Raw genomic sequence first — 18196 nt, 5'->3', positions numbered from 1 at the left:
ATGGGCGGATTTTTGGATTATATTCCGGGTGATACCTTTTTACACAGGCTGAACCCCGTCACCAAACTGGTGCTGGCGTTCTTGCTGTGCGCGGCCTGTTTCTGCGCAGGCAGCATCCCCTTTGTGTTGGGGGTGATCGCCCTGAATCTTTTACTGGCCGCCAGCGCTGGCGCACTGCCGCGTGCCCTGCGGCTGTTACTGGCATTGGCAAAACTGGCTTTGATGTTTTTTGTGATCCAGCTGCTTTTTGTGCAGGAGGGAAGGGCGCTGGTGAACCTGCCGCTGGGCCTGATGATCACGGACAAAGGATTGGCCTTTTCTACCCTGCTGGCCCTGCGTCTGATCGGCGCGACGCTGCCGCTGGCGCTGATGCTCTCGGTCACCCAGATGAGCGATTTGACCGGAGCGCTGGTACAGCAGCTGCACATTCCCTATCGCTATGCCTTTGCGCTGATGACGGCGATCCGCTTTATCCCCACCTTTAACCGGGAGATGAAGGATATTATGGAGGCGCAGACGGCGCGGGGCGTGGCCTTTGACACTAAAAACTTCTTCAAAAAGGTCGGGTTGATCCTTCCGCTGTGCGTGCCGCTGCTGGTCAGTTCAGTCGGGCGGATCAACCAGGGGGCCATTGCAGTGGAGCTAAAGGGCTTTAACCGCCGCAGCCGAACCAGTGGATATAAGCGTTATGCTTTCCGGCTGTGGGATGCAGCGGCTGCCGGCAGCGCGGCCGCACTGGTGGTATTGGCCGCCGTGCTGTAAATGGATATTTAAAAGAACCCCAAGCCCTGCGTGGGTTTGGGGTTCTTTTGGGTTATATGGTATAATAAACAAGATAAATGCCTGCAAAGCTATGGGCGGATAAGTTCTTACTTTGGCGTAAGGCATATCCCGCTCCACAGGACAGGCGGCGTTAACCAGCAGAAACGAGGGATATTATGAAGCGCACTGACCAGCGTTACCGCGAATATGTGGAGATATTGAACCGGGAACTGGTGCCGGCCATGGGCTGCACGGAACCCATCACCATTGCTTATGCAGCCGCAAAGGCGCGTGAGACCCTGGGCGCTGTGCCCCAGCGGGTAAAGGTAGAGGCCAGCGGCAACATCATTAAAAATGTAAAAAGCGTGGTAGTGCCCAATACCAATCACCTAAAGGGTATTGAGGCCGCCGCTGCCGCGGGCATTATCGCAGGAGATGCCGGCCGGGTGCTGGAGGTGCTCAGCAACGTAAGTGAAGCGCAAAAGGCTGCGATAGCGGATTATTTGGCCTTAAATGTGATAGAGGTATGCCGCGCGCAGTCGGACTATGTCTTTGACATTACCGTCACGGTTTGGGCCGGTGCGGATGAGGCGCGCGTGCGCATCGTCCATTATCATACCAATATCGTGTTGATCGAAAAAAACGGTGAAAAGCTGATGGATCAGATGCTGGATTGCTACCGTGCGCCTGCGCAGGAAAAAGCGGAGCAGCCGGAGGATTGCCTGAATATCGAGGAGATCATCGATTTTGCCAACAGCTTGGCCGTCGAGGATGTTCAGCCGGTTTTGCAGCGGCAGGCACAATACAATATGGCCATTGCCGAGGAGGGGCTGCGGGGCAACTATGGCGCCAATATTGGCCGAGTGCTGCTCAAGACCTATGGGGAGCGCGTAAGCAACCGGGCCAAGGCCAAGGCGGCGGCCGCGTCCGATGCCCGTATGAGCGGATGCGAGTTGCCGGTGGTGATCAATTCCGGCAGCGGCAACCAGGGCATCACCGCCTCGATCCCGGTGATCGAATACGCCCGGGAGCTGGGCGTGGGCAAGGATAAGATGTACCGCGCCCTGGCCCTTTCAAACCTGGTGGCGATCCACCAAAAACGGTGCATCGGCACGCTTTCGGCCTATTGTGGTGCGGTCAGCGCCGGCGGGGCGGCGGGCGCAGGCATCGCCTATCTCCATGGCGGCGGGCTAAAGGAGATCGCACATACCCTGGTCAATTGTCTGGCGATCACCTCGGGCATCGTATGCGATGGGGCAAAGTCCTCCTGTGCGGCCAAGATCGCTGTGGCCATTGACGCGGCGATTTTAGGTTATGCGATGTATGAGGATGGCCAGCAATTCCGCGCGGGCGAGGGGATCATCAAAAAGGGTGTGGAAGCCACCATCTCCAGCGTGGGGCGCTTGGGCAAAGTCGGCATGCGGGAGACCGATAACGAGATCATCCGGATCATGATCAACGCGGAGGAAGAAAAGTAAAAGCAAGCGCGAACTATAGAAAAGAAAGAGCCGGCAGTTTTGACTGCCGGCTCTTTTGCGCTTGTTTAGATCACGCGCTTGGTCTTCCAACGGCCGCTCTTATAGCGGAACCAGAAGATGATGGCACGCACCGCCCAGTCGATGTACATGGCGTACCACACGCCCTGCAAACCCATGTTAAAGCCCTGCGCCAGGATATAACTAAAGCCGATGCGGAAGATCCACATAGAAATGACCGAGGCGACCATGGTAAACTTGGCATCCCCTGCGGCGCGCAGAACGTTGGCAAAGGGGAAGGCGATGGGCCACAGCAAGGCGTTGACCACGCAGAATATCTGTAAAATCTGTATGGCCAGCGTGGTGGCCTCCGGGCTCAGGTTAAACATGCCCACCAGCGGATAGGCCAGCGCAAAGATGATCAGGTTCATGGCGGCCATGGCCGCGTAGATCAGCCCCATCAACCGGCGAGTATAATACACCGCCTGGTCGTACGCATCCGCCCCCACACATTGGCCGATGACGGTGATCATCGCCAGGCCGATCGCCAGGCCGGGCACGTTGATGACGGAGGTGACGCTGTTGACAATGGCGTTTGCCGCAATGGCCGAAGTGCCGAACAGGGCGATCAATCCCTGCACCATCAGCTTGCCAATTTGGAACATACCGTTTTCCAGCCCGTTAGGGATGCCGACCTTCATAATGCTTTTGACCATCTGCGGCTTATACTCAAAGTGCAGCAGACCGTCCACATAGATCATGTTATCGTGGTTGCGGATCAAAACCAGCATGACCCCAGCGGCCAGCGCACGGGAAACCAGTGAGGCGGTGGCTGCGCCCGCAACGCCCCAGCCGCACCCAAAGATTAGGATGGCGTTGCCGCCGATGTTGACCACGTTCATCAGCAGGCTGGTCAGCATGGAGACCTTGCTGTTGCCCATGGAGCGGTACAGCGCGGCGATAGAGTTATAAATCGCTAAAAACGGATAAGAAATGGCGGAAAGCCAGAAATAGGTCAACGCGTTTTCCATTACGTCAGCTTCAATGCTGCCAAATACCAGCTGCAAGATGCCTTTTTGAAAGACCAACGCCAATGCCATGAGAATCAGCGAGAGCAGCGTGGAGGTATAGATCAGCTGCTTGGCAGCAGTGCGCGCGTTTTTATGCTCCTGCCGGCCCAGGTACTGGGAAACCACCACCGCTCCGCCGGTGGCCAGCGCTGAAAAGATCTGGATCAGCAGAATATTAATGGAATCCACCAACGATATACCGGAAACCGCGGCCTCGCCTGCGGAGGTGACCATAACGGTATCGGCCATACCTACGGCCATAGCCAGAAACTGTTCGATGATCAGCGGCACGATGAGCTTGCGCAGCATCTGCCGGGAAAAGAGCTTTTGTTGGGGGACAAGGGTTTCGCTGGGCATAGAATGCTCCTTTCGCTATTATGATCTTCTTTTATCGTAGGCTATACTATTATATATAAAAGAAAAGCCCCACAGGAAGAACGGAGGATACAGGAAAGCCCGCTATGGCACTTAATAAAGTGTTAGCAGGCAAACCGGTCAAAAAAACTTAGGCATCTAAAAGGTTATAGCTTTTTAAAGGATTTGTCAAGGCTGCTTAATGTTAGCAAGACAGGACCGGCATGAAAAAAGCTTCCCTATATTATATAAGGAAGCTTTTTTGCAAGGCTCAGTTTTTACTCGGGGATAACGTTGACCGCCTGCAGGCCGCGGTTGCCGCTTTCGGTATCAAACGTTACGTGCTGGCCCTCGTTCAGGGTCTTATAACCATCCGTCTGGATCGCGGAGAAGTGTACGAACACATCCTCGCCGTTTTCCATCGAGATAAAGCCATAACCTTTTTCTGCGTTAAACCATTTTACCGTTCCGTGATTCATTGATCGGTACCTCCAAAATATTCTTTCTTATCCCAGACGCATGAAAAATCGCGTGCAGTCGTAAATCATTTAAACGATGCTAAATGATTTACAACCACACGCGAAATCAATCCATCCATCTAAAATACTTTACCACTATAGCATTGACGAAAGACATTGTCAATATCCCTTTACAGAGCAAATCTATAAAGCGGATACTTGAAAAGGGTTTTCTACATTATATAAGGGGAATGGTAAAGAACCTGAAAAGTTTGTGCCATTTTGCCGCGGCAGACGATTTGAGGATATGAAAGAACCAGAGAAGCAGAGACTACAGAATTTCACACTTCGTAAAATACAAACAACCCAATAAAATCACGTGATGAAAAATATATTGTGAAATTGATTTGCTTGGGAATACAATATTGAGTACTTATAATCATTATAAATAAAACTATAAGTCTATCTTTAAAAAAGCTGATTATACAAAAAGTGGGAAATATTTACCCTAAAAGTGTAGATTTCAGGTGTGGATATGGTGCGTTAACGTAAAATTTAACCGTAAATCTGACAAGTTTTGCACCGCGTTAAGGGACTGAGACCTGCTGCAAAGAAGCAAAGGGAATTGAGAAAAAGTTATATTTTTGTAATAAATTTAAAAAAATTTTAAATTGTATAAAACAGAATAAAAATGCGAGGCGGATTGGCTCAAGATCGGTGTGGAAGAAGCAAAGCTGCCATGAAAAACGTAAAATACGCAGGATTTTGCAACTTAGATACAACACCTTTACATTTGCCGTTTACACGATGGCTGTTAAAATGTGGGACAAGTCCAATAAAACGCGGAAAAAATGCTGCAAACACTGGACTGCCAGGCCTTTGCGGGATATGAGAGTACTATGGACTTGTTTTGGTATGCTAATTGCATGCTTTAAAGCGTTAAAATACCATCAAGATTTACGGAGCGGTTGGAAAGACATTTAGGCTAAATTAAATGAAACAAAAACGATAAAAAACGATCAAATATGACCTTTTTGAAAATCTATATATAAATCGATATAAAAGACTATTGAAATGATAAAATACCAATATTTATCATGTATTATGGGGTTGCATTTTTTCAAAAACGGCGTATATAATGACTATCGATCGCTCACAATTGGATGTGTCAGAACAAATTGGCGTATTCTGGCACGTCAACCAAACGGCCTCAATGGACAGGAACGCACAAAGTGTGCGCCTGAAAAGGAGGGCCGCAAGGAAGGAGATTTATACTGTGAATAATCAAGCGATGGCTTCCGTCTTGCTGGGGGCGATGATGATCCTAAGGATCGGCCAGCCGGCGGACGCAGTTCCGTCTGAGGTAACGCAGCCGCGTACGACGCAGGTGCAGACCCTGACGGGGGAAGCCAAACCGGTCCCGGAGAATTTGATCAAGTGGACCATGCAGACGCAAGAAGAACAGGAAAAAGAGCGTTGCCAATGGATTACGGATCCCGCGGCGCAGGTGCGCGAGTTGAAATTGGCTGACAGCAAGCTCCAGGCAGAAAAAGAAGCCCAGGAGCGCGAGGCGGCCCAAAAGGCTGCAGAGGAAGAGGCGGCGCGCAAGGCTGAGCAGGAACGTAAAGAACAGGAAGCAGCTGCGAAAAAGGCAGCGCAAAAAAAGGCGGCGGCCAAGAGCCAGAGCGCCAGCGCTGTACAGGCCAGCGGCGGCAGCATTGAGGTAGGCGGCAGGAGTTACCGGGTGGTTTCCAGCACGAAGGCGAAGATCACCGCCTATACCCATACGGGCAACCGCACGGCATCGGGCGCCTGGCCCAGCGCGGGTATGGTAGCGGTGCCTAAAAAGGCATTGCGCAGCAACCTGCCTTTTGGAACAAAGATCTATATCGAAGGATACGGCATTGTAACGGTGAGCGATACGGGCGACAGCCGGATGGAGAATTACGGCGGCCTGTGGCTGGATATTTTTATGGACAGTGAATCGGCCTGCCGCCAATGGGGCGTGGCCAACCGTACCGTATATGTTTTAGCATAAGAAGAACGGGCGCCTCCATGGACGCCTGTGTAGAAGAAAAGCCCTCCCGGTATTCCCGGGAGGGCTTTTCACGTGGATACGCTGTTTGGTATAATGAACTTAAAGCGCGGGGCGCGGCATATTATAGATAGAAAATGTGAAGGACGGGACCTTGAAGGAGGGGGAAAAGATGCGTAAGTTTCCAAGAACGCAGATCGGCGGGTTGTCGGTATCCAGGATGATTATCGGATCCAACTGGTTTTGTGGGTACAGCCACACGTCAAAAGCGCAGGACGACTATATTAAAGAGCATATCCACAACCGCGAGGCCATGGCGAAGATTTTGGAGGTCTTTTTCCGCGCGGGGGTAGACACTTTTATGGCGAACATGACCGATGAGGTGGTGCGGGACGCGGTGCATATGGCCCAGGATGCTACCGGCGTAGGGTGCAATATGATCTCCTCGCTGCACTTTACCATCACGCCCGAGACTCCGGCAAAAGGCTTTGATCTAGGCGAGGTAGAACGGATATTGGATGAACAGGCTGCGCTGGGGGTAAAGATCTGCCAGCCGCACCAGGTGGTGACCGATGCCATGGCGGATAAATGCACCCGGGAGATTCGGCAGATGGCGCCGGTAATGCGCATGTGCCGGGAGCGGGGGCTGATCCCCGCGCTTTCAACCCACATGCCCGAGACGATCCAGTTTGCGGATGAATCGGGACTGGATGTGGAGAGCTATATCCAAATCTATAATTCCATGGGCTTTTTGATGCAGGTGGAAGTGGATACCGTGCATGCCGGCATACTGGCGGCAAAAAAGCCGGTGATGACCATCAAGCCCATGGCGGCGGGACAGCTGCGGCCCTTCCAGGCGTTGCATTTTGTTTGGAGCACGCTGCGCCCCTGCGATATGGTCACGGTGGGTTGTATGTCCCCCCAAGAGGCGCAGGAGTGCATCGACCTTTCGCTGGAGATATTAGATAAGCTGGGACAGTAGCGCACTTGACGGCGGCTCATTCCATCTCTATGGTGATCAGAACTGTGGATGGAATGGGCCGCCGCTTTTACCTTAACATGCCGTAAATTTGAAACTTTCGGTAAATCAGGTTATAATATAAGGCGCGACGTTTGAAAAGAACCTTTAAATACGCCGGAGAACCGGATAAATAGCAAAAGAGGACTTGTGTAATGAAAGGGATTATCTTGGCAGGTGGCGCGGGCACGCGCCTGTACCCGATCACCCAGGCGGTGTCCAAGCAGATTCTGCCGATCTATGATAAGCCGATGATCTATTACCCCCTCTCGGCATTGATGCTGGCGGGGATTCGTGAGATCCTGGTGATCTCTACGCCCCGGGATATCGCCACTTTTCAGGAGCTGCTGGGAGACGGGCATCAGTGGGGCCTGGCGTTTTCCTATGCGGTGCAAACGGCGCCCCGCGGCCTTGCCGACGCGTTTTTAGTCGGCGAGCAGTTTATCGCCGGCGAGCGGGTGGCGCTGGTGCTGGGCGATAACATTTTTTACGGACACGGCTTTAGCGGCGCGCTGAAAAACGCGGCCGAGCGCCAGCAGGGGGCCACGATTTTCGGCTACCATGTCAGCGATCCGCGGGATTTCGGCGTGGTGGAGTTTGATAAGGACTTCCACGTGGTATCGCTAGAGGAAAAACCGGAGAAACCCAAGAGCAATTATGCCGTGCCCGGCCTGTATTTTTACGATGAGCAGATCGTGGACATCGCCAAGTCCATCAAACCCTCTCCGCGGGGAGAGCTGGAGATCACCTCTGTCAACAACGAATATCTGCGCCGAGGGCAGTTGAATGTGGAGTTATTCTCCAGGGGGATGGCCTGGCTGGATACCGGCACCCACCGGGGGCTGTTGCAGGCTGCAAATTTTGTGGAGGTCATCCAGACCCGGCAGGGGCAATATGTTTCTTGCATTGAGGAGATCGCCTACCGCCGCGGCTTTATCGACCGGGAGCAGCTGCAGCGCCTGGCCCAGCCGCTTTGCAAGACGGAATACGGCCAGTACCTTTTGGGGATTGCAAAGGAGGCGCTGTAGATGGCTTTTGAATTTGAACATTTGGATATCCCGGGTCTGGTCATCGTACACCCGCAGGTGTTCGGGGACGCGCGGGGATGTTTTGAGGAGACCTTCCGGGAGGATGTCTTTGCCCAGCACGGCATCAAGGGCCTGTGCCAGGACAATGAGTCCAAATCCACCACAAAGGGCGTGCTGCGGGGCCTGCACTTTCAGACCCGGCATACCCAAGCTAAGCTGGTGCGCTGCATCATCGGCGCGGTATACGATGTGGCGGTGGACCTGCGCAGGGGATCGCCCACGTACGGCCAGTGGCGCGGCGTGGAACTGACGGCGGAAAACCACACCATGTTTTACGTACCCGAGGGGTTTGCCCACGGATTTATGGTGACAAGTGATGAGGCGGTGTTCGCCTATAAGTGCTCGGATTATTACGCGCCGGAGTTTGAGGGCGGCATCCTCTGGAACGATCCGGATATCGGGGTACAGTGGCCGCTGGACGTTGCGCCCATGCTATCCCCCAAGGATCAGGCGCTGCCCCGCCTGCGGCAGGTCAAGGACGAATTGCCATTTGTCTATCAAGGCTAAAATTTGAGGGAGAATCGCTGCATATGAAGACCTATCTTGTCACCGGCGGCGCCGGGTTTATCGGTTCGAACTTTATCGAGTTCCTCTTTGAAAAGTACGGGGACGGCGTGCGCGTCGTCAATTACGATAAGCTGACCTACGCGGGCAACCTGGAAAACCTTAAAGGGGTGGAAAATCGCCCGGGTTACCGCTTTGTGCAGGGGGATGTGTGCGATGCGCAGGCGCTGGGCGCCCTTTTTGCGCAGGAGGATTTTGACTACGTGGTGCACTTTGCGGCCGAATCCCATGTGGACCGGTCCATCGTAGACCCGGAGATATTTGCCCGCACCAACGTACTGGGGACGCTGACGCTGCTGAATACCGCCAAGGCGGCCTGGCAGCAGGGGGAGGGCTTTAAGCCTGGCAAGCGCTATCTCCAGGTCTCTACAGACGAGGTGTACGGCTCCCTGGGGGCGGAAGGGTACTTTACGGAGAATACCCCCCTGGACCCGCGCAGCCCTTACTCGGCCAGTAAAGCGGGCGCGGACCTGCTGGTGCGGGCCTATGCGGAAACCTTCCATATGCCGGTGAATATCACGAGATGTTCAAACAATTACGGCCCCTATCAGTTCCCGGAAAAGCTGATCCCGCTGCTGATCAATAACTGCCTGGCGCATAAAAATCTGCCGGTCTACGGGGATGGGATGAATATCCGGGATTGGCTGTATGTTAAAGACCATTGCAAGGCCATCGACCGGGTATTGGAAGCGGGCCGCCCGGGCGAGGTATACAACATCGGCGGGCATAACGAGCGCACCAATATCCATATCGTCAAGACCGTGATCGAATATCTGCATGAAAACAAGGACCCCAGCATTACCGATGCGCTGATCACCTACGTGGCGGATCGCAAGGGACATGACAGGCGGTATGCCATCGACCCGGAAAAGATCACCCGCGAGCTGGGCTGGGTGCCGGAAACGCCCTATGAGGAGGGCATCAAGCTGACCATAAAATGGTACCTTGATAACCGCCAGTGGATGGAGCGGGTGACCAGCGGCGCCTATCAGCAGTATTATGAGCGGATGTATGCCGCGCGGTAACTGCAACAACGCCTGAAGGGGGCGAAGGATAGATTTCTTTACGCGCATAGACCATGAAGGACCGACCAACGACAAAAGGAGTAGTGAAGATGCGTTTTAAGGAACTGGGGAAATCGGGGATCAAGGTATCGGCTATCGCGGTGGGCAGCTGGGCGCTTGGGGGCGGCCCTGCCTGGGGCGATAACGACGAAAAGCAATCCATCGCGGCGCTGCACAGCGCGTTTGACCACGGCATCAACCTGGTGGATACGGCGCCGACCTACGGCCTGGGCTTAAGCGAGACCATCGTGGGCAAGGCCTTGCAGGGACGGCGGGATAAAGTGGTTCTGGCGACCAAATGCGGCCTGGGGCTGGACAAGCCGGGCGGCACCCAGCGGGTGAACCGCGGGGAATATGAGAGCATCATGAGCCAGGTAGAGGAATCGCTTACCCGGCTGAATACGGATTATATCGACCTGTATCAGATCCACTGGCCGGATTATCTGACCCCTGTCGATGAGACCATGGCGGCGCTGGTGAAGCTAAAAGAGCAGGGCAAGATCCGCGCCATCGGCGTATCGAATTTTGACGAGGCACTGCTGGCCGCGGCGATGGACTGTGGGCAGATCGATTGCCAGCAGCCCCAGTATTCGCTGCTGCATACGGTGAACGAGCCGATCATGGAATTCGGCGCACAGCGCGGGGTGGGCGTGCTCAGCTACGGCTCCTTAGGCAGCGGCGTGCTCAGCGGCAAGTATAAGGAGAAGCCTGTATTCCCGCAGGGCGATGCGCGCAACGCCATGTATGCGCCCTTCTTCCAGGAGCCCATGTGGACCAAGATCACGCAGCTGCTGGATGTGCTGCGCCAGATCGCGCAGGCGCATGAGGTGCCGGTGGGGCAGGTGGCCATCAACTGGAGCCTGAAGCACCCCTATATGACGGCGGCCCTGGTGGGCGTGCGTACGCCCGAGCAGGCGGCGCAAAACGCCGCTGCCGGCGACTGGGAACTGACGGATGAAGAGTTTGATACGATCAACGCCGCGCATGCCAAGATCTTTGGCGGCGGGCTGCTGGGCAAGCGGGCGACTTGGCCCGGCGTGCGGCGCAAGAAATTTAAGCGGGACTAAGAGTATCATACAGGAAGCGAAGGAGGAAATACGATCATGCGTTTTAAAGAATTGGGGAAATCGGGGATCAAGGTATCCAACATCGCCATCGGCTGCTGGGCCATCGGCGGAGACAAATTCTGGGGCGGCAATGAGGAGAAACAGTCCATCGAGGCGCTGCAGGCCGCGGTAGATAACGGCATCACGCTGATCGACACTGCGCCGGGTTATGGCAGCGGCGTCAGCGAGCAGATCGTAGGCAAGGCCATGAAGGGCCGGCGCGACAAGGTCGTATTGGCCACGAAGGTGGGTATTCCCATCGGTCCGGATGCGGACGGCGCCTGCCATAGCGATTACGAGGTGATCATGCGCCAGGTGGATGAATCCCTGGAGCGGCTGCAGACCGACTATATCGATATCTATCAGATCCACTGGCCGGACTTCCTGACGCCGGTAGATGAGACCATGGCGGCGATGGCCAAGCTCAAAGAGCAGGGCAAGATCCGCGCCATCGGCGTATCCAACTACGACGAGGCCATGCTGGCCGCGGCGCTGGACTGTGTGCAGATCGACTGCATCCAGCCCCAGTTCTCCCTGCTGCACACGGTGAACCAGCCCATTATGGAGTTTGGCGCGCCGCAGGGCGTGGGCGTGCTCAGCTACGGCTCCTTAGGCAGCGGTATTTTGACGGGCAAGTATAAAGAGATCCCCACCTTTAAGGATGGAGACGCCCGCACAGAGATGTATGGCCCGCTGTTCCAAGAGCCCATGTGGAGCAAGATCCAGCAGCTGCTGGTCGTGCTGCGCGAGATCGCCGAGGCGCACAATGTGCCGGTAGGCCAGGTGGCCATTAACTGGACGGCGCAGCATCCGCTGGTATCCTCCGCGCTGGTGGGCGCGCGCACCGCGGCCCAGGCTGAGCAGAACGCGGCGGCGGGCGAATGGGATCTGACCGATGCGGAGATCGCGCGCATCAATGAGGCCCATACCCAGATCTTCGGCGGCGGGCTGCTGGGCAAGCGCGCCGTATGGAGCGGCACGCGGGCCAAGAAGTATAAAAGGGGCTAAACGGAAACGTTTAAACAACATACATTAAAGGAGAAATGAAGCATGAGGTATAAGAAGTTAGGCAATACCGACCTGAACATCTCGGTGATGACGGTGGGCACCTGGGCCATTGGCGCCGACGGCTGGGGCGATGTGGACCTGAAGGATTCCATCGATGCGATCCATACGGCGCTGGATAACGGCATCAACTTCATCGACACGGCCCCGATCTATGGCTTTGGCAACTCCGAAGAGGTAGTAGGCAAGGCCATCCAGGGCTATAAGGACAAGGTGATGATCGCCACCAAGTGCGGTATCGTCTGGGGCGAGGAAAAGGTCTCCCGCAAGTATGCCGGGTATGACAGCATCATCAAAGAGTGCGATATGTCCTTAAAGCGCCTGGGCGTGGATGTGATCGACCTGTATCAGATCCACTGGCCGGATGTGACCACCCCCATTGAAGAGAGCATGCGTGCCCTTAACAAGCTCAAGGAAGTGGGCAAGATCCGCTATATCGGCGTATCCAACTTCTCGGCCGAGCAGATCGAAGAGGCGCAGCAGTATGGCGAGGTGAACAGCCTGCAGCCCCCGTATTGCATGGTCAACCGCACGGCGGAGGACTTGATGAAGTGGTGCAAGCAGCGCGGCATCGGCACGCTGACCTACGGTTCGCTGGGCGCGGGCATCCTGACCGGCGCGTTCCGCGAGCTGCCCCACTTTGAGGCGGACGACCGGCGGCTCAAATTCTACGATTACTTCGTAGAGCCCAAGTTCTCCAAGATCATGGAGCTGCTCAAGACCCTGGACGCCATCGCGGCCGACCACGGCAAGCCCACCGCCCAGGTGGCGCTGAACTGGTCCACCCAGAACCCCATCGTGGATACGGCGCTGTGCGGCATCCGTAACCCCCGCGAGGCCAAGGAGAATTGCGACGCGATGGATTGGATGCTCTCCGAGGACGAGATCAAGACCATCGACGCGGCGTATGCCAAAATCTTTGGCTAAAGGATAAAACCGATATCAATACCCGGGCGCTTGGCTGCCCGGGTATTTCTTTATCTGGAGGAGAAATCCGGCAATCAGGCAGGAAAATGGACGCGCCAGCGCGAAACATATGTACAGCGTGTTAAATAAAACTGCCCCTGCTTTTTTATGGGGGGCGAGGATAAAAGAAAGGCGGGGAAGGATATATGAACCGTATTTTTGTCAACCTCAAGCGGTTTGACGTGCCGCGTCACCTGGGCGGACTTTGCCCCATGGATCGCGCGCCGGAGTGGGTGCAGTGGATCGTGGAGCAATCGGTATCGGCGGGCCTGGGCAAGCTCCAGGAGCTGACGCTGACTTATCTTCTGCCCGAATCGCTGATCGTACCGGCGCTGGAGGCTTTGAAGGAGTATCCGGACGACCAGAAAGCGGGCATTACCATCGGCAGCCAGAGCGTGTACCGCGCCGATGTGAAGAACGGGGGCAATTTTGGCGCCTTTACGGCAGACCGGCCGGCTGCGGCGATGCGCGCGCTGGGGTGTGAGTGGAGCATGGTGGCTCACTCGGAAGAGCGCAAAGACAAGCTGCAGATGCTTGCCGCTTTTGAACCCAAGATTGATACCTGCGAAAGCTGCGCGGCCCGCGCGGCGCAGACGGTGGATACGCTGGTAGGGCAGGAAGCGGCCCGCGCCATCGAGCAGGGGATGAAGGTGATCTTCTGCATCGGCGAGACGGCGGCCCAACGGGGCGAGGGCAGCTTTGAAGAACAGCAGCCGCGCATCAAAGCCGTGCTGGGGCAGCAGCTTGGCGCCCTTAAGGGCATCGGCGCGGACGAGGGGAACCTGGTGATCGGCTATGAGCCGGTGTGGGCCATCGGCCCGGGCAAGACCCCGCCGGGACCGGATTATATCGCTTATGTATCCGACCTGATCAAAAAAATCGGTAAAGAGATGTTGGGTATTGGGGATCTGCCGGTAGTGTATGGCGGCGGCTTGAAAGAGGAAAATGCCGGCCCCATCTCCCAGATCGAAACCATTGACGGTGGGCTGGTGGCGTTGACCCGCTTTAGCGGGGAGATCGGCTTTTATCCGGACGAACTGGCGAAGATCATCGCCAAATATCAAGGAAAGTAAGAGGAGTGCGTAAGATGAAACAGGTTATGATCGAATACGGCGACGGAATGATGCCTATTGAGGTGCCGGACAGTGCGACTATCGTCAGCCCTGAAACGCACTATGTAGACCCGCCTGAGGTAGACCCGCGCGCAGCTACGCGCGAGGCGCTGGATCATCCCTTGGGGATGGATCCGCTTTACGTGCAGGCCAAGCCGGGCAAAAAGGCGGTCATCTGCTTCCCGGACCGGGTCAAGGGCGGCTCGCACGACCTGGCGCATCGCAAGATCTGTATCCCCATGATCGTGGAAGATCTGAAAAAGGGCGGCATCCGGGATGAGGATATTACCCTGGTGTGCGCGGTGGGGCTGCATAAAAAGAACAGCTATGAAGAGATGCTGGGCTATCTGGGTCAGGAGATTATGGATGAGTTTTGGCCGGACCGCATCGTCAACCACGATGCGGAGGACCCGGAGAATATGATCGAACTGGGCGTGGATGAGCTGGGCGATACCGTTAACATGAACAAGCAGGTGTATGAGGCGGATATCGCCGTTATGATTGGCCACGTGCAGTGCAACCCCTACGGCGGCTACAGCGGCGGGTATAAGATGTGCGTGACCGGCATTACCGGCTGGCGCTGCATTGCCAGCCACCACGTGCCCTCGACCATGCACCGGGATGACTTTTTGCCGGTCAATACCGAGCATAGCTATATGCGCAAGCAGTTTGACGCCATCGGCCGCGCGATGGAAAAGGGCATGGGCAAGCGGTTCTTCTGCGTAGATGCGGTGCTGGGCAGCCGCGCCCAGGTGCTGGGCGTATGGGCCGGCGCGCCGGATCTGGTACAGGAGGCCTCCTGGCCGCTGGCGCAAAAGCGTACGGATGTGTTCCTTGAGAATCAGGAGCCGTTTGATATCATGATCTTTGGGCAGCCCAAGACCTTCCACTATGGCCCGGGCATGGGCACCAACCCGATTTTGATCCTCCAGGCTATCGGCAGCCAGGTGGCGCGGCACAAAGAGGTGTTCCGCGAGCAGGGCGTGGTGATCTGCGCCTCTCTTTGCGATGGATGGTTTAACGATGAATGGTTCCCCTCCTACCGCAAGCTGTATGAGAAGCTGCAGACCATTAACGATTTTGGACAGGTAACCCAGTTTGCCGAGGAGATCTCTACCGACCCTGACGATATTGCGGCCTACCGGGCGGGGACGGCGTATCACCCGTTCCACGCGCTTTCCATGGTTTCCATGGGCGGGGTAGCGCTCAACCATACCTCGGCGATCTACCTGCCCGGCGCCAAGGCGGGCGGCTATGCGCGCGGCATGGGCATGCGGCCCACGGATACCTTTAAGGAATCGCTGGAAAAGGCCATCAAAATGGTGGGTAAGGATGCGCGCATTCTGGTGCAGCAAAAGGCGTTCACAGCCGTCTCTGTACATTTGAAGAAGAAATAAAATAAAGGTTGGAAACGAATAAAAGCGGGCTCCCGTACGTTACGGGAGCCCGCTTTTTTAAGAGGCGTTTAATGTTATTGTAGGGCAGCGCTGCGATCGCGGCGCAAAATGCGGGCCATCAGCATTAGGGCCAGGGCTGCGGTCAGCGCACAACCCACAGGAGGGGCGAGCCAAACGCCATTAAGCCCTAAAAATGATGGGAGAATGGCAAGCGCGATGAGGGGGAAGACCAATGCCCGGCAAAGCGCCAGCGTCAGGGACAGGCCGGGGCGATTGACTGCGGTGAAAAAAGCGCTTAAACTGGTCCCCAGCCATCCGGTCAGATAGGATAGAGAGAACAACTTCATGGCGTTGACGCTCATCTCCAGCAGATCGGCTGTACCGTCCGCCACAAAAAGGGAGATTACGCTATGCCCGCCCCACTGCATCCAGATAAGGGCGGCCAGGGATATCGCGGCACACGCGGCCAGCACTCGCTTTTCCAGCGCGAACATCCGCCGGCGCAGGCCGGCCCCATAGCAGTAGCTGATGGCGGGTTGCATGGCGTCTGACAGGCCATAGAGCAGCGAGGCTACAATACTGTCTACATAGAGCACGATAGAGAAGGCGGCTACGGCCATCGCCCCTGAAATGCGCAGCAGCACGCTGTTGAGCACGAGCATCAGCAGGGAACCTGCGATATTGGAGAAAAACTCGGAAGATCCGTTTGCAAAAATGTTGCCCAGCAGCGCCAGCGGAATGCCGCCGCGCGTAAACCTCAGCGCAAGCTTATGCCTTAAAAATGGCGCAAAGCCCAGCAATGTGCCCAATGCCAGACTCAGACAAGAGGCTAGGGCTGCAGCCTCTATCCCCCAGTGCAGCACGCCGACAAAGAGCCAATCCAGCAGGATGTTGAGCAGAGAGATCCCTACGTTAAGCCCCATGCTGTAACGGATCTTTCCGCAGATACGCAAATAGTTGTCAACGGCAAAAAAGACTGTGATAACCGGTGCAAACAGGGCATAGATCCTGAGGTATTTTACGGCCAGCCCGGTCACAGTTGGATCCGCGCCCATGAGGCGCAGCAGCGGCTGGGCTAGCGTATAGCCCGCCAACCCGATCAAACAGGCGATGCCGATAATGAGCAGCGTACAAACGCTGAAAATACGGCTGGCTTCCCGTTCCTTTTTCTCACCCAGGCGAATGGCGATCTGTACGGAAGAACCAACCGCCAGCATATCCGAAAGGGCAAAACTCATCATAATAGGCGGCATCACAAGGTTGACGGCTGCCAAAGCCTCCATGCCGATAAAGTGGCCGACAAAAAAGCCATCGGCCACGGTGTATAGTGCTGTCATCGCCATGCTGAGCATACTGGGCAGCGCGCACCGGAAAAATAAGCGGGTAGGAGATTGCGTCGTATAAAGCTGTTCGTGCAGTGTCATGATTCCCTTCCTTTAGGCGTTTTTAATGTACTCCTGGCTAAAGGTATCCAGTATTTCGCAAAATGTATCGATCTCTTCTTTTTTGAAGCGTGCTTCTACCAGCTGCACAGCGCGCTCAAAGGGCCCGTCGTACGCGCGCAGGGCAGAGACGACCATATCTGTCACGTTTAGGTAAACGACGCGTCGGTCGGCCTGACTGCGGTTTTTTTCAACCAGCCCTAACTTGACCAGATCCCCCACCTTAATCGTAGCTGCGGCGCGAGAGATATGCAGCGTATCGGCCAGAGTCGTCAAGGTGCAGCCCCCCTGCTGGTGCTGGTAGGAGATGACATCCAGATACATAATGCTGTTGTAGGACAGCGTACCACCGCCTGTGCGGCCAAGCTGGCGCAGATCGGCAACCGTTGTATCATAATAATAGCGATTGAGACTATCTCGCAAGTTCATTGACACACCTCATTTTATTAAGCTAATTTAATTAAATTTACTTAAATATACTGCCGGGTAAAAGATTTGTCAATACGTATTGATGGCCGATAAGGACGGTGCATGTTGCTTTCATGCGCGCTGCCCGTCATTTGGGGCAAAAGGGTTTGACATTTTATTATCAGTTTGATAATGTAAAGCAAACAGGAGGGGTGAGGTTGAAAGAGCGCACGATCGATATACTGATGCATCCGCTAAAGGGCAGGCTGATGCTTGAAATATGGCGCCGCGGTGAGGCAACTACCCGGGAACTAGGCAAGGTATGCGCGGATATCCCTCAGGCCACGCTGTACCGCCATGTCCGCGGATTGTTGGATGCGGGGGTGATCGTCGTCGTTCGGGAACAAAAGGTGCGCTCCGTCAAAGAGAAGGTCTATGCGGTCAGCGAGTCTTTCCGGAAGGAGAATGCGTATTCGCAGGATCAGGTGATGACGGGCGACCAGTTTTTGGCCTTGATCGCACATGGCATGGCGAATTTGATGGAGCAGTTCACCGTGTACCGAGGGCAGAAGAATATCGACCTTTCGGGAGATTATGTTTCGTTCCGCGTGGCCGGGTTTTATGCCAGTGATGCGGAAATGGAGCAGATTTTTATGCAGTTGGGTCAAATCATCAGCCGGGCAACGGCCAATGACTATGCGCCCGGGCGCAAACTGCGCAACCTGGCTACGATCTCCACCCCGCCCAGGACGGGGAGATGCGGGACCCCACAAGAGGAAGGCCGCGGGCCGCAAGGCCCGGCTAAATAAAGG

The 18196-nt window shown here is 55.4% G+C and carries 17 protein-coding genes; 13 read left to right on the top strand and 4 right to left on the bottom strand.

All coding sequences use genetic code 11. The features are described 5' to 3' along the window. Entirely contained in the window at positions 1-762 is a 762-nt protein-coding gene (locus tag H8699_RS04195; protein WP_249284617.1) for an energy-coupling factor transporter transmembrane component T family protein, read from the top strand. 176 nt (positions 763-938) lie between these two features. Continuing rightward, on the top strand, positions 939-2240 hold the full coding sequence (locus H8699_RS04190; protein WP_249284616.1) for an L-cysteine desulfidase family protein: 1302 nt from the start codon (positions 939-941) through the stop codon (positions 2238-2240). Between the two features lie 65 nt (positions 2241-2305). Here the strand turns inward: H8699_RS04190 and H8699_RS04185 are convergent, their stop codons facing one another. Together H8699_RS04185 and H8699_RS04180 are read right to left on the bottom strand one after the other, a co-directional pair. Then, positions 2306-3664 carry an MATE family efflux transporter gene (locus H8699_RS04185; RefSeq protein WP_249284615.1) on the bottom strand — a complete coding sequence of 453 codons (1359 nt, stop codon included), beginning with the start codon at positions 3662-3664 and terminating at the stop codon, positions 2306-2308. 275 nt (positions 3665-3939) lie between these two features. Then, positions 3940-4140: a cold-shock protein gene (locus H8699_RS04180; RefSeq protein WP_138295186.1), complete on the bottom strand. Its 201-nt coding sequence runs from the start codon at positions 4138-4140 to the stop codon at positions 3940-3942. Positions 4141-5395: 1255 nt separating this feature from the next. On the opposite strand from H8699_RS04180, the gene H8699_RS04175 reads away from it, so the two are divergent. From H8699_RS04175 to H8699_RS04130, 10 genes are all read left to right on the top strand, one after another. Further along, complete coding sequence (locus H8699_RS04175) at positions 5396-6157, top strand: 3D domain-containing protein (protein ID WP_138295185.1); 762 nt, start codon at positions 5396-5398, stop codon at positions 6155-6157. A gap of 169 nt (positions 6158-6326) precedes the next feature. Then, the gene (locus H8699_RS04170) at positions 6327-7136 is read left to right on the top strand and encodes an aldo-keto reductase family protein (protein WP_249284614.1); all 810 of its coding nucleotides are present in this window, start codon (positions 6327-6329) and stop codon (positions 7134-7136) included. 191 nt (positions 7137-7327) lie between these two features. Further along, a complete protein-coding gene (rfbA, locus tag H8699_RS04165) occupies positions 7328-8200 on the top strand; it encodes a glucose-1-phosphate thymidylyltransferase RfbA (RefSeq protein WP_249284613.1) in 873 nt (290 codons plus the stop codon). After that, entirely contained in the window at positions 8201-8767 is a 567-nt protein-coding gene (gene rfbC, locus H8699_RS04160; protein ID WP_249284612.1) for a dTDP-4-dehydrorhamnose 3,5-epimerase, read from the top strand. A gap of 23 nt (positions 8768-8790) precedes the next feature. Further along, positions 8791-9849, top strand: a complete 1059-nt coding sequence (gene rfbB, locus H8699_RS04155; RefSeq protein WP_249284611.1) for a dTDP-glucose 4,6-dehydratase — start codon at positions 8791-8793, stop codon at positions 9847-9849. An 89-nt stretch (positions 9850-9938) separates the two neighbouring features. Next, on the top strand, positions 9939-10955 hold the full coding sequence (locus H8699_RS04150; protein WP_249284610.1) for an aldo/keto reductase: 1017 nt from the start codon (positions 9939-9941) through the stop codon (positions 10953-10955). A 36-nt stretch (positions 10956-10991) separates the two neighbouring features. Further along, entirely contained in the window at positions 10992-12002 is a 1011-nt protein-coding gene (locus tag H8699_RS04145; RefSeq protein WP_249284609.1) for an aldo/keto reductase, read from the top strand. Positions 12003-12044: 42 nt separating this feature from the next. Beyond that, a complete protein-coding gene (locus H8699_RS04140) occupies positions 12045-12986 on the top strand; it encodes an aldo/keto reductase (protein ID WP_249284608.1) in 942 nt (313 codons plus the stop codon). 185 nt (positions 12987-13171) lie between these two features. Further along, positions 13172-14098: a triose-phosphate isomerase gene (locus H8699_RS04135; RefSeq protein WP_249284607.1), complete on the top strand. Its 927-nt coding sequence runs from the start codon at positions 13172-13174 to the stop codon at positions 14096-14098. A 14-nt stretch (positions 14099-14112) separates the two neighbouring features. Then, a complete protein-coding gene (locus H8699_RS04130; RefSeq protein WP_249284606.1) occupies positions 14113-15534 on the top strand; it encodes a lactate racemase domain-containing protein in 1422 nt (473 codons plus the stop codon). Positions 15535-15608: 74 nt separating this feature from the next. On the opposite strand, the gene H8699_RS04125 is transcribed toward H8699_RS04130, so the two are convergent. Next, positions 15609-16958, bottom strand: coding sequence for an MATE family efflux transporter (locus H8699_RS04125; protein WP_249284605.1), 1350 nt, complete (start codon positions 16956-16958; stop codon positions 15609-15611). Positions 16959-16970: 12 nt separating this feature from the next. After that, positions 16971-17405, bottom strand: coding sequence for a MarR family winged helix-turn-helix transcriptional regulator (locus H8699_RS04120; RefSeq protein WP_249284604.1), 435 nt, complete (start codon positions 17403-17405; stop codon positions 16971-16973). Between the two features lie 197 nt (positions 17406-17602). On the opposite strand from H8699_RS04120, the gene H8699_RS04115 reads away from it, so the two are divergent. Next, positions 17603-18193: a helix-turn-helix domain-containing protein gene (locus tag H8699_RS04115; protein WP_249284603.1), complete on the top strand. Its 591-nt coding sequence runs from the start codon at positions 17603-17605 to the stop codon at positions 18191-18193. Positions 18194-18196: the final 3 nt, after the last annotated feature.

The organism is Luoshenia tenuis (assembly GCF_014384745.1).
In the GTDB taxonomy this organism is placed as follows: Bacteria; Bacillota; Clostridia; order Christensenellales.
This window is presented reverse-complemented; position numbering and strand designations above follow the sequence as displayed.